Here is an 11,807-nt window from a genome sequence, read left to right as displayed (position 1 = left end):
CATGGAATCCTACATCAACCAGTTCATCTTCGGCGTCTTTCCGTATATCGCCGGCACGGTGTTCATTTTCGGCTCGCTGCTGCGTTTCGAGCACGGGCAATACACCTGGCGGGCGATGTCGAGCCAGATGCTCACCCCGCGCTCGAAGAACTTCCGGCGCGCCAGCATCGCCTTTCACGTCGGCATCCTGCTGCTGTTCATGGGCCATCTGGTCGGCCTGCTCACGCCCACGCCGATCTATACTGCGCTCGGGCTGTCGCCCGGCGCCAAGCAGGTCATGGCCATGGTCGCCGGCGGCCTGTTCGGCATCCTGTGCTTCTTCGGCCTGACCTATCTTCTGTGGCGCCGGCTGTTCGTGACCTCGGTGCGGGTCAACTCGGCAATCATGGACACTTTCATCATCTGCCTGATCTGGCTGCAGCTGGTCACCGGCCTGTCAACGATCGTGTTCTCCATGGACCATCTCGACGGTGCGGTCATGATGCAGCTCGCGCACTGGGCGCAGCATATCGTCACCTTCCGGTCCGGCGCGCACGAATACATTCTCAACGTCCATCCGGTCTACAAGCTGCACATCTTTCTGGGCCTGATCATGTTCACCGCCTTTCCGTTCAGCCGCCTGGTGCACGTCTGGAGCTGGCCGTGGGGCTACATCCGCCGCAACTACCAGGTGGTTCGCCAGCACGGCGGTTCGCCGAAAATTTCGTGACTGCCTGATCGATATTGAAAGAGGATGCCATGCAAACCGATAACGCCGCTCAAGCCGACCCGCAGCCGCAGGAAAATCTGCCGCCGCCGATTCGCATCGACGATCGCGTAATCGACCACGAAGACATCGCACGTGAGGTGCAGTACCACCCGGCGCCCAGTCTGAAGGAAGCGCGTGCCCGTGCCGCCCGTGCCCTGGTCGTGCGCGAGCTTCTGCTGGCCGAATGCGACCGGCTCGGAATTGGCCCCGAAGCGACCGAGGATGGCGAAACCGAAGAAGAAGCGCGCATTCGCCGGCTTATCGGCGAGCAGATTGACGTGCCCGAGCCGACCGAGGCCGACTGTCATCGGTATTACCAGGCCAACGAGAAGCGCCTGCGCACGGCCGACGAGCACGAGGTATCGCATATTCTCATTCCAGCGCCGCCCGACGACGCCGAGCTGCGCGCCGAGGCACGCAAGAAGGCCATGGGCATCAACGCCGAGCTGCGTGCACATCCGGACAAGTTCCTGTCGATGGCGCGCGACTTCTCGAGCTGTCCGTCGAAGGAAGTAGGCGGCCATCTGGGTCTGATCGCGCGCGGCCAGACCGCGCCGGAGTTCGAAAAGGCGCTCTCCCGTCTGCCGGTCGGCGAAGTGCCCGAATACCCGGTCGAGACGCGCTTCGGCTTTCACGTCGTGTTGATTCACCAGCGCAAGGAAGGCAAGCCGGTCACCTTCGAGTCCTGCCACGAAAAGATTGCGGGCTATCTGCGCGAACACGTCCGCCGCCGCGCCATCAACCAGTACATTCGTCTGGTCGCCGCCGAGCACGATATCGAAGGCATCGATCTCGATGCGCCTTCGTCACCACTGGTACAGTGAAAGTGAAAGAAAATCCTGGAACCAGGGAAGGCACGGAATACACGGAAAACAAACGAACAGAAACCCCGCTTGTGCTGACTCTTGAGTTGATCAGGGATCATTCGTCAAGGGTCAATTTGATGCCCGATCAAATGACTCATGCTTTTTTTTTTCGTGCATTCCGTGTCTTCCGTGGTTCCCCTGTTTTTCGGCTCAAACGCTTCACCGGATAACCTCGACTGAATGACGATTGGACTGAGCAATGATAGAAACCTTCGATGACCTTTTGACAATGGCGCGCGACGAGCCGGTGCCGGTGCAGCTGCTGACGGTGCTGGTGCGTGCCCAGCCGGTGATGGAAGCCGACGCCGACGGCGCGGAAGCTGCCATCGAAGGCGAGGGCGTGATTACGCCGATCATGGTCAAGGATCACGCCGTTGCCGACGTGCCCGGCTTCGAGTATCTGCGTGCCGACGCTGATGCGGCCAAGAAGGACTGGACGTTCATGATGGTGGGCGTGCTGCCCGGCCAGCCGGGTCAGCCGCCGGCAGCCGATTTCATCGACGAGCAGCTCAAGAACATGGCGCGCGCCATTCACGCCGGCAGCGGCCTCGACCGCTATCTGTTCTTTGATCGCAACGGCATTCCTGTGCAGATCAGCCAGCCCGAAGCCATCGGCGATGCGCATTGATTCCCCTCATGGTTCTTCCATCGGTTCATGTGGGTATATCGCTGGATCAGCGCAGGCGCAATCCGGGAAAAGGAAAACCTTGTAACCATGGAACTACACGGAATACACCGGAAGATGGATGGAAAGCCGTCAATCAGCAGTGCTGGCAAAGCCGTCGTCCGTGCATTCCGTGCAACCCGTAACTTCTGGGTTCCAAGGGCATCCGGCAGATTGGTGCAGACATGAAAGTGTTTTCGCAAGTTGGACGGTCAGCAGGTAGCCGGGGTGGGCGATGACTGAATCCAGTCACGGTATCGGCAAGGGGCTGACGAGCGTGGCCGAGGCGCGTGCGCGCCTGGTCGAGGCTGTCGCGCCGGTGGCCGTCACCGAAACCGTGGCGCTGGACGCCGCTTTGGGACGGGTGCTGGCCGGTGCGGTTTCGGCACGGGTGGACGTGCCGCCGGCCGACAACAGCGCCATGGACGGCTATGCCGTCAACACCGCCGATCTCGAGCGCGCCGGCGACGCGCTGCCGATTTCGGCGCGCATCCAGGCCGGCGACGCCCCGGGTTCGCTCACTGCCGGAAGTGCGGCGCGCATCTTTACCGGCGCGGTCATTCCCGACGGCGCCGATGCGGTCGTCATGCAGGAAAAGGCGCGCGAGGTCGACGGCCAAGTACAGGTCGAAGAACTGCCGCCGCCGGGCAACAATATCCGCCGCGCCGGCGAGGACCTTGGCGCCGGTGAAGAGATTCTTGCCGCCGGCCGCCGTCTGCGGCCGCAGGATCTGGGGCTGCTGGCCTCGACCGGCATCGAACGCGTCGAGCTGCGCCGCCGGCTGACCGTGTCGGTGCTGTCCACCGGCGATGAGCTTGTCGATCCGGGGCGAGCGCTGGCCCCCGGGCAGATCTACAACAGCAACCAGCCCCTGATCAACGGCCTGCTGGCCGCGCTGAGTTGTCAGGTCGTGGCCGTGCGGCACGTGGCCGATACGCCCGAAGCCACGCGCCAGGCACTCGAAGCCGCCGCCGCTGAAGCGGACGTGATCGTCTCCACCGGTGGCGTGAGCGTGGGCGAGGCCGATTACGTCAAGGACGCGGTCGAGGCGCTGGGACGGCTCGACCTTTGGAAGATCGCCGTCAAGCCCGGCAAGCCGCTGGCCTTCGGCCGGGTCGGCGACGCGGTCTTCGTCGGCCTGCCCGGCAACCCGGTTTCGGCCTTGGTCACCTTCAGCCTGTTCGGCGCGCCGGTGATCCGCAAGATGCAGGGCCGTAGCGACACCATGCCCGAAGCCGTTCGCGTTCCCGCCGGCTTTGCCGCGCCGGCGCCCAAGCGCGAAGAGTATCTGCGCGTGCGCCTCCAGCAAGGCCGGCTCGAGCGTTATCCGCACCAGGGCTCGGGCGTGCTCAGCTCGGCGGTGTGGGCCGACGGCCTGGCCAGGCTTGCGGTCGGCCAGGCCGTGGCCGAGGGCGATCCGGTCGACTATCTCGGCTTCGAGCGGCTACTGTATTGATCCTTTCTGCACCCCGCCAATCCTTCGAGAAACCATGTCCAGACAACGCTGCAATGACGACAAGGCCTTCAAGGCGCTCACTTTCGCGGTGCTGACCGTCTCCGACTCGCGCACGCTAGACAACGACAGCTCTGGCGACACGCTGGCTGAACGCATCGAGTCGGCCGGGCACCGACTGGCCGAGCGCAGGCTGCTGCCCGACAACATCTTCAAGCTGCGCGCGGCCGTGTCGGCCTGGATTGCCGACGCTGCGATCGACTGCGTGCTGATTACCGGTGGCACCGGCATTACCGGCCGCGATTCCACGCCCGAGGCAATCCAGCCCTTGCTGGTGCGCGATATTCCGGGCTTCGGCGAGCTGTTCCGCCATTATTCGCTGGAAGAGATCGGTACCTCGACCATTCAGTCCCGGGCCTTCGGCGGCACCGCCAACGCCACGCTGATCTTCGGCCTGCCCGGCTCGACCGGGGCGTGCCGCACGGCCTGGGATCGCATCCTGGGCGAACAGCTCGATTCGCGCACCGGGCCGTGCAACTTCGTCTCGTTGATTCCGCGGCTCAACGAAGGCGCTGCTGACTGAATCCGGGCAGATCAAGACCCTGTAACCACGGAAGAATACGGAATTCACGGAAGGGTTGAGTTCACGATCATCGCAAGCCGGGCTGGCAACACCTCCCGCCGGGCTGATCAGCCATCATCCGTGCATTCCGCAATTTTCGCGGTCAGCAGTTCTCGGCGCAGTCCTGATCGGGCGTATTGGCCACGGAGCGCTGCTCACCCAGCTTCTGGCGCACCGCGCCTTCCAGGCGAGTCAGGCCGTGGGCGCGGCCGATTTCGATGGCCGCCTCGCTGTCCTCGCCGTCGATCCAGGCCGCCCGCAGGGCAAACAGCGCGCCGATGCGGTTGCCCGAGGCGCAGTGCAGCAGGGCCGGTTCGTCGCCGATCTCGTTGAGTATCGCGTCGAAGCGCGCGACCGCCTGGCGGTCAAGATCCTCGGCCCCGGCGATCGGGAGGTGGTGATAGGTCATCCCCAGCTCGTCAAGCAGGCGCGGTTCGTTCCAGGCTTCGAGCTCGCCTTCGCTGCGGGCGTTGACGACGTGCTTCACGCCGGCGTGCGCCAGGGCAGCCAGCTCGTGTGGTTCGGGCTGGCCGGCCACGCGCTGGTGCGGCGTGGGCTGCAGCGCGTCGTCCATCGCCGGCCAGTCAGGGCCTTCGCCGGCGAGCGCGGCCAGCGCCGGCGCGATCAGGAGGGTCAGCAGAATGCTTCTGATGGCCTTCATCGGTCTTGTCCGTTGATGGGTGTGTCTACCAAGGGAGAATGCAGTGCAGGGGCTGGCGATTCAATGGCTACTGCGCCCGAGCTCGAACGTCGCGACCAGATCGGGAATGCGCTCCGGCCCGACCGGCCGGCTGAACAGAAAACCCTGCGCGAAGCGACAGCCCCGGGAGCGCAGGAACTCGAGCTGGTCGCCGTGCTCGATGCCTTCGGCCACGACCTCCATACGCAGATATTCGCTGATGCTGAGCATCGCCGTGACGATGGCGGCATCGTCGGCGTCTTCGGCAATGTCCTCAACGAAGGAGCGGTCGATCTTGAGCAGGTCGATGCGAAACTGCTTGAGATAGCCCAGGCTGGAATAGCCCGTACCGAAGTCGTCGATGGCCAGCGCCACACCCAGCTCCTTGAGCTCGGCGAGCACTTTCCGCGCCGCGGTGACATCCTCCATGATCACGCTCTCGGTCAGCTCGATGACCAGCTGTGATGGCAAAACGCCTGAGTGCCGCAGCGCGTCGTTGACGGTACCGAACAGGTTTCCGCGCCACAGCTGCATGGCCGAAACGTTGACCGCCATCTGGATGTCGCGCATGCCCTGATCGCGCCAGCGGGCGAGCTGCCGGCAGGCGGCCTCGATGACCCAGTCGCCGATCTCGACGATCAGCCCGCTCTGCTCGGCCACGGGGATGAAGTCCGACGGCGGAACCTGACCGAGCGTCGGGCTGCGCCAGCGCAGCAGTGCTTCGACGCTGACGATGCGGCCGCTTCCCAGATCGATCACGGGCTGATATTCAAGCGCCAGTTCATCGCGCGCCAGTGCGCCGCGCAAGTGGTTTTCCAGCTGCAGGCGGTGATGCACGCGCGTGTTGAGTTCTTCGGTGAAGAACTGAAAGGTGGCTCGTCCCTGCTCCTTGGCGTGATACATGGCGGCATCGGCATGCTGAATCAGGGCATCGGCTTCCTCAGCGTCATAGGGGAACATGGCGATGCCGATCGAGGGCGTGATCGTCAGCTTGTGGCCGTCGACGTCGAAGGGCTGTTCGGCGAAGTTGCGCAGCAGCTCTTCGGCGCGTCGCGCAGCGCGATCGGCATCGGTCTCCGGGAGAACGAGCAAGAATTCGTCACCGCCCTGGCGGCTGATCACGTCGTAGTCCCGAAACTGTTCGACCAGGCGCTCGGCGACCGCAATCAACAGCTGGTCACCAAGGCCGTGCCCGAGCGAATCGTTGACCAGCTTGAACCGGTCGAGATCAATGAACATCACCGCGACCGGGCGATTGTGGCGCTGTGCCTGGCTGAGCACCTGGCCGATGCGGATATGAAACAGGGTGCGGTTGGGCAGGTTGGTCAGGGTGTCATAGTGCGCCAGGCGGTGGACCTCGCGCTCGGCTTCCTTGCGTTCGCTGATGTCGGTAATCACACCGTCGAAATGCCGTACGTGACCGGTTTCGTCCATGGTTGCGACGGCGCTGTTGACCGCCGTGAAGCGGGTCCCGTCCGGGCGCTGGAACTCCACTTCCTGGTTGCGGTAGTAGCCCTGGCTTTCCAGGAGGTCGAGAAGCGCGTCGCGCTGCTGGAAGTCGGCATAAAGAGAGCTTGTGTCATAGTCCAGAAACGCGTCGCGCGAGTCGAAGCCGAACATCCCGGCCAGGGCCTGGTTGACATACACCAGCCCCTTGTCCGGTTCGCCGCGATAGATGCCTTCCTGGATATTGCCGGTGATGGATGAAAGCAACTCCTCGCTGTCGCGCCAGGCGCGCGTCATGCGTTCGGCCACTCGCAGCGCGCGCGCACGCGTCCGCAGCAGATTGAAGGCAAAGGCGGCAAGCAGCACCGTGATCAGACTGCCGGTGATGAGCAACAGCCGTGTCGCCAGCCCGGGGTCTGCCGGGCGCGTCAGCCGCAGCGCGAAAGTGCGACCGCCAAGGTTCAATCGCCGCCCGGATTCGATCACATCGCGGGCGCTGTCGAATGGATGGTCTTTTCGGTAGACGGTGTCCTCGCCGGCCGGCGACGACAGGTCCCGTACGCGCACGCTGACGTCGGCCTGGCCCGGCAGGCTGGCCGCAAACAGCTGCGACATGGTCACGGTGCCCGCCACCCAGCCGGAGCTTTGCTCGCTGTCGCTGTCGACCCAGGCAAACAGCACGTAGCCGGACTGCGGTTCCGCGCCGCTTGTGCCCAGGCCGACGGGGTCGGACATGACGATGGTGCGCGTCTGCCGGGCGCGCTGCATGGCGGCGCTGGCGCGTGGGCTGGTGCAGACGTCCCGCCCGATCGAGTCGGCGTGCAGCGCCGCCGGCTCGTTATAGAAAATCGGGCAGTAAAAATCGCGCGGTGCGGAAGAGTGGAGCTCAAAAGTGTCGAGCCCGTCCGCTCGGGCCAGCTCGGCCAGACGCTTCAGGCCGGCGTCATCGACGCGCGGGATCCAGGCCATTTCGAACGGCGCCGCGTCGGACCCGGACTGTTGAAACGTGCGCGCAAACTGCTGCCACTCCCTTCGCGACACCCGGGCAGAGCCGGCAAACAGGGCTTTGGCCGCGCGCAGCTGGACCTCGTGGCGGGCGAACCGGCCCAGCATGACACCTGCAGCCTGTTCACCGGTTGCGCTGAGCGCTGCCTGCTGCCGCTGGAGCTCGGTGTTGCGAAGCAGATGTGTCGTCAACGCGGTAATGACGGCGCCGCAGATGAGCACCACGGCCAGTGCCAGCCACGGCGCTTTCTTGCTGTCGAGATGGTTACGGATCATCTGCGCGCCGTCGATTGACAATGGGCCTCCCCCCCTTGTTCGAGCTTGCCAGAAGTCCGCAATATATCAGATTCCCCGTTTTCGCCACCCACGCCGCCTGCTGCAGCAGCCGCGAGCGGATCGGCCGGGGCGGCGGGAGCTGACTCAGCGACTGTTGCCGGCATCGTCCGGCGGCTGCTCCTGGTCCGTGCGCGGCCAGTGCACGCCCATCCGCCGGGCGCGGGCCAGCCATTTCTCGCGCGCTGCCTGGCGCAGATCCTCGACGGTGTCGCTTTCGTCGACAATTTCCATGCCCAGCAGGGTCTCGAGCACGTCCTCCATGGTTACCACGCCTGCCAGGCCGCCGTATTCGTCGACCACCACCGCAAAGTGTTCCTGGCGGGAAAGCAGCTGGCTGAACAGGTTCTGCAGCGACACGAACTCGGGCACGAACAGCACCTCGCGGGTGAGCGCTTCCAGGCGCGTATCGGCGTTGCCCTGCGCCTGGGCAAGCATGATGTCGGTCTTGAGCACGTAGCCGTGAATATCCTCGTCGGAGTCACCGTAGACCGGAAAACGGGAAAATCCCGCGGCCAGAGAGGAGTCCATGATCTCGCCGACGGTCTGATCGGCGCGCATCATCACCACGGCCACCCGCGGGGTCATGATGTCTTCGACCCGGATGGCGCTGAAGCGGATCAGGTTGGCGAAGATGTTTGATTCCTCTTCCTCGAACACGCCCTCGCGGGTGCCGGTCTGGGCCAGCAGCCGGAACTCTTCGCGGCTGACCGTCGGCGCGTCCCGGTTGGCCGCCAGCCAGCGTGTGATCAGCTTCGAGAGCTGCACCAGCGGCCAGGTCACATAGATCAGCACGATGCAGGCGATGGCGGTGAAGCCGCTCAGTGAGCGCGCATGAGTGGCGCCGAGGGTTTTTGGAATGATTTCGGAAAAGATCAGGATGAGCAGCGTGATGACCGCCGAGGCCAGGGTCACCCAGGCCTGGCCAAAGACCACCTGCGCCTGGGCGCCGACGCCGGCGGCGCCAAAGGTGTGGGCGATGGTGTTGAGGCTGAGAATCGCTGCCAGCGGCTGATCAATGTGGCGCTTGAGGTGCTGCAGACGCCGGCCCGCGCGGCTGCCGCGCTCGTTGAGAACGGCGATGTGCGCCGGTGTGATGCTCAACAGCGCTGCCTCGAGAATCGAACACAGAAAGGAAACGCCGACAGCAAGAAATAGGTAGAACGCCAGTAAGGCCATGCGGTTTCAGCTCGCGAATATCCTCTGCATTGTAGCGAACCGGCAGATCGGGCTTGCATACCGGCGGTGAAATGCCGCGAACTCAGAACCCGAAGATGCTGAAGCCGCCGTCGACCGGCAGCGTCTGGCCGGTGATGTAGCCGGCGGCCGGCAGGCACAGAAAGACGATCGTGGCGGCTACTTCTTCGGGCGTGCCAACGCGGTTGAGCGGCGTGCGTGCCAGCACTTCGGACAGAAACTCGGGGTCATCGAGCACCTGGCGGGCCAGCGGCGTTTCGATATACCAGGGGGCGACGGCGTTGACCCGGATCTGGTGCGTTGCCCACTCAACGGCAAGGTTGCGCGTCATCTGATTGAGCGCGGCCTTGCTCATGGCGTACGGCGCGCCGGTGCGCAGGTGGGTGAGCCCGGCCACCGAGCTGATATTGACAACCGCAGCTCCGCCAGCGGCTTCCAGCAGCGTGTGGGCGGCACGCGTGAGCTCGAACGTGGCCACCAGGTTGGTGTCGAGAATGCCGCGCAGCTCCTGCTCTTCGTAAGCCAGCGCGGGCTTGCGCTGGTTGTAGCCGGCATTGTTGATCAGAATGTCCAGCGGCTCGCCCACTGCGCCGAGCAGGCCGTGGCGTGAATCGGCATCGGTGATATCACCGACCATGGCGTGCGCCTTGTAGCCACGCTCGGTCAGCCGTTCGGCCGCATTGTTGAGCTTTTCGTGCCCGCGGGCGACCAGCCAGACCTCAGCCCCGCGTTCGCACAGGGCTTCGGCCACGGCGCGCCCGATGCCGCGGCTGGCGCCGGTGACCAGCGCGCGCTTGCCCTCGAGTGTCCACATTGCGTTGCTTTCGCTCATGGTCGCCATTATGGCCGGCCCCCACGGCTGGCTCAACACGCGCGGTACCATGGATGGTGCAGTTACCTTGAGGGCCGGGATGGAAATCGAGCAGATCGAGATTCGCGAACACCTGCGCGAGCAGGAGCCGTTCAGCTTTCTGACCACGGCAGAGCTCGACGAGGTGGCCCGATCAATCGAGGTGAGCTACTTCCGGGCGGCCAGCGACATCGTCAGGCTCGGCGACGAGGTTCGCGACCTGCACTATATTCGCAGCGGTTCGGTGGAGTTGTTCCGCCGCAGCGGTGAGCTCTACAACCGCCTGGGAGCCGGCGACATCTTCGGCCAGCTCGGGCTGCTCAGCGATCGAACCACGCGCTTTCCGGCGCGCGCGCTCGAAGACACGCTGATCTATTTCATTCCGGGTGAGCTGTTCAAGAGGTTGTTCGACAGCAATGTCGTGTTCGCCGACTATGTCGAAGTCGAGGACCGCACGCGGCTGCGCCAGGCCGCTCAGCATGTCGGTCACAATCCTCTGCTGACCCTGCGTGCCGGCAAGCTGGTGCGCTATGCGCCGGTCATGGTCACGCTTTCGACCAGCGTCGAAGAGGCCGCCAGGCTGATGACCGACGAACGCGTGACTTCGGTGCTGGTCGTTGAAGACCGTGACCCTGACGCGCAGGCCGATAGCCCGCTGCTGGCCGGCATCCTCACCGACAGTGATCTGCGCCGCAGAATCGTCGCCGAGGGGCTGCCCGCCAGCACGCCGGTGAGCGAGGCCATGTCGGGCAACGTCGCCAGCGTGCAGCAGGATCGCTTTCTGTTCGACGTGCTGCTGCTGATGCTGCGCGAGAACGTTCACCACATCCCGGTGCTCGATCATCGCCGCCCGATCGGGGTGCTCGATCTGGCCGACATCATTCATCATGAGAGCCAGAACAGCCTGTTTGTAGTGCGCAACATCTTTCACTGCAACACGCATGACGACATCGAAGCGCTCAAGCCCGCGGTAGCTTCCAGTTTCATCCGCATGGTCAACGAAGATGCCAACTCGCACATGATCGGCTCGGCCATGGCCACCATCGGCCGCAGCTTCAAGCAGCGCCTGCTGGAGCTCGGCGAGGAAAAACTCGGGCCACCGCCGGTGCCGTACTGCTTTCTGGCCCTGGGGTCGATGGCGCGCGACGAGCAGTTTGTCTACACCGATCAGGACAACGCCCTGATCCTTGACGACGCCTTCGACGAGCGTGCGCACGACGAATACTTTCGCGAGCTGGCGCAGTTCGTCAGCGACGGTCTGCACCGGGTCGGGTATGTCTACTGCAGCGGCGACATCATGGCGACCAACAAGCAGTGGCGGCAGCCGTTGTCGGCCTGGAAGGCGCAGTTCATCGAATGGATTCGCGAACCCAACGCGCAGCGCCTGCTGCACAGCTCGATCTTCTTCGACCTCGACGGCGTGGCCGGCGTTACCAGCATGGCCGATGAGCTCAAGGCGCTGATCGCAGCCGAGGCCAGCGCGCAGCCAGCCTTCCTCGGCTGTCTGGCCATCAACGCCAACAATCGCACGCCGCCGCTGGGTTTCTTCCGCGACTTCGTGCTCGAGCAGGGCGGGCGTCACGAGAACTCGATCAACCTCAAGCGCCGCGGCACCGGGCCGCTGGTCGACGTCATCCGAGTGCATGCGCTGGCGGCCGGTTCGCAGTCGCAGAACTCCTTCCGCCGGTTGGAAGATACGGTCGCCGCCGGCTTTCTGACCGCGCCCATGGGGGCTGATCTGCGCGATGCGCTGGAATTCATCGCCATGGTGCGCGCCCGTCACCAGGCCTGGGACGCCGAGCGCGGCGGCGAGGCCAACAACAACATCGTGCCCGAGACCCTGTCGGCCTTCGAGCGGCGCAGCCTCAAGGATGCCTTCAAGGTGTTGGCCAACGCCCAGAAGTTCATCCGCTTTCGCTATCGCCCGGTGCGTCGCTGAGCGGC

10 protein-coding genes are annotated in these 11,807 nt (G+C 64.5%); 6 read left to right on the top strand and 4 right to left on the bottom strand.

Going from position 1 to position 11,807, the window contains the following annotated elements; translation table 11 throughout:
* Position 1: 1 nt before the first annotated feature.
* From narI to moaB, 5 genes are all read left to right on the top strand, one after another.
* Positions 2-709, top strand: coding sequence for a respiratory nitrate reductase subunit gamma (gene narI / locus ACEWQ0_RS11880; protein ID WP_476485447.1), 708 nt, complete (start codon positions 2-4; stop codon positions 707-709).
* Positions 710-738: 29 nt separating this feature from the next.
* On the top strand, positions 739-1,572 hold the full coding sequence (locus ACEWQ0_RS11875; RefSeq protein WP_476485446.1) for a peptidylprolyl isomerase: 834 nt from the start codon (positions 739-741) through the stop codon (positions 1,570-1,572).
* Between the two features lie 241 nt (positions 1,573-1,813).
* The gene (locus tag ACEWQ0_RS11870) at positions 1,814-2,242 is read left to right on the top strand and encodes a hypothetical protein (RefSeq protein ID WP_476482065.1); all 429 of its coding nucleotides are present in this window, start codon (positions 1,814-1,816) and stop codon (positions 2,240-2,242) included.
* A 271-nt stretch (positions 2,243-2,513) separates the two neighbouring features.
* Positions 2,514-3,734 carry a molybdopterin molybdotransferase MoeA gene (locus ACEWQ0_RS11865; protein WP_476482066.1) on the top strand — a complete coding sequence of 407 codons (1,221 nt, stop codon included), beginning with the start codon at positions 2,514-2,516 and terminating at the stop codon, positions 3,732-3,734.
* A gap of 34 nt (positions 3,735-3,768) precedes the next feature.
* Complete coding sequence (gene moaB, locus ACEWQ0_RS11860) at positions 3,769-4,314, top strand: molybdenum cofactor biosynthesis protein B (RefSeq protein ID WP_476482067.1); 546 nt, start codon at positions 3,769-3,771, stop codon at positions 4,312-4,314.
* A gap of 142 nt (positions 4,315-4,456) precedes the next feature.
* Here the strand turns inward: moaB and ACEWQ0_RS11855 are convergent, their stop codons facing one another.
* The 4 genes from ACEWQ0_RS11855 to ACEWQ0_RS11840 form a co-directional block, all read right to left on the bottom strand.
* A complete protein-coding gene (locus tag ACEWQ0_RS11855; RefSeq protein WP_476482068.1) occupies positions 4,457-5,014 on the bottom strand; it encodes a protein tyrosine phosphatase family protein in 558 nt (185 codons plus the stop codon).
* A gap of 60 nt (positions 5,015-5,074) precedes the next feature.
* Complete coding sequence (locus tag ACEWQ0_RS11850) at positions 5,075-7,780, bottom strand: bifunctional diguanylate cyclase/phosphodiesterase (protein ID WP_476485445.1); 2,706 nt, start codon at positions 7,778-7,780, stop codon at positions 5,075-5,077.
* Between the two features lie 123 nt (positions 7,781-7,903).
* On the bottom strand, positions 7,904-8,995 hold the full coding sequence (locus tag ACEWQ0_RS11845; protein ID WP_476482070.1) for a hemolysin family protein: 1,092 nt from the start codon (positions 8,993-8,995) through the stop codon (positions 7,904-7,906).
* Positions 8,996-9,077: 82 nt separating this feature from the next.
* Positions 9,078-9,845 (bottom strand): SDR family oxidoreductase, encoded by a 768-nt coding sequence (locus ACEWQ0_RS11840; protein ID WP_476482071.1) that lies wholly within the window; start codon positions 9,843-9,845, stop codon positions 9,078-9,080.
* Here ACEWQ0_RS11840 and ACEWQ0_RS11835 point away from each other — a divergent pair.
* A complete protein-coding gene (locus tag ACEWQ0_RS11835) occupies positions 9,844-11,802 on the top strand; it encodes a DUF294 nucleotidyltransferase-like domain-containing protein (RefSeq protein WP_476485444.1) in 1,959 nt (652 codons plus the stop codon). The genes ACEWQ0_RS11840 and ACEWQ0_RS11835 overlap by 2 nt on opposite strands.
* Positions 11,803-11,807: the final 5 nt, after the last annotated feature.

The organism is Wenzhouxiangella sp. YN9, from assembly GCF_056324165.1.
Note: the sequence above shows the minus strand (reverse complement) of the source record. Positions and strands in the feature narration are given on the sequence as shown.

What these genes read in the sequence shown, in the direction of transcription:
- narI (WP_476485447.1), top strand. Translation starts at nt 2, where the DNA reads ATGGAATCCTACATCAACCAGTTCATCTTCGGCGTCTTTCCGTATATC.
- ACEWQ0_RS11875 (WP_476485446.1), top strand. Translation starts at nt 739, where the DNA reads ATGCAAACCGATAACGCCGCTCAAGCCGACCCGCAGCCGCAGGAAAAT.
- ACEWQ0_RS11870 (WP_476482065.1), top strand. Translation starts at nt 1,814, where the DNA reads ATGATAGAAACCTTCGATGACCTTTTGACAATGGCGCGCGACGAGCCG.
- ACEWQ0_RS11865 (WP_476482066.1), top strand. Translation starts at nt 2,514, where the DNA reads ATGACTGAATCCAGTCACGGTATCGGCAAGGGGCTGACGAGCGTGGCC.
- moaB (WP_476482067.1), top strand. Translation starts at nt 3,769, where the DNA reads ATGTCCAGACAACGCTGCAATGACGACAAGGCCTTCAAGGCGCTCACT.
- ACEWQ0_RS11855 (WP_476482068.1), bottom strand. Translation starts at nt 5,014, where the DNA reads ATGAAGGCCATCAGAAGCATTCTGCTGACCCTCCTGATCGCGCCGGCG.
- ACEWQ0_RS11845 (WP_476482070.1), bottom strand. Translation starts at nt 8,995, where the DNA reads ATGGCCTTACTGGCGTTCTACCTATTTCTTGCTGTCGGCGTTTCCTTT.
- ACEWQ0_RS11835 (WP_476485444.1), top strand. Translation starts at nt 9,844, where the DNA reads ATGGTCGCCATTATGGCCGGCCCCCACGGCTGGCTCAACACGCGCGGT.
- ACEWQ0_RS11840 (WP_476482071.1), bottom strand. Translation starts at nt 9,845, where the DNA reads ATGAGCGAAAGCAACGCAATGTGGACACTCGAGGGCAAGCGCGCGCTG.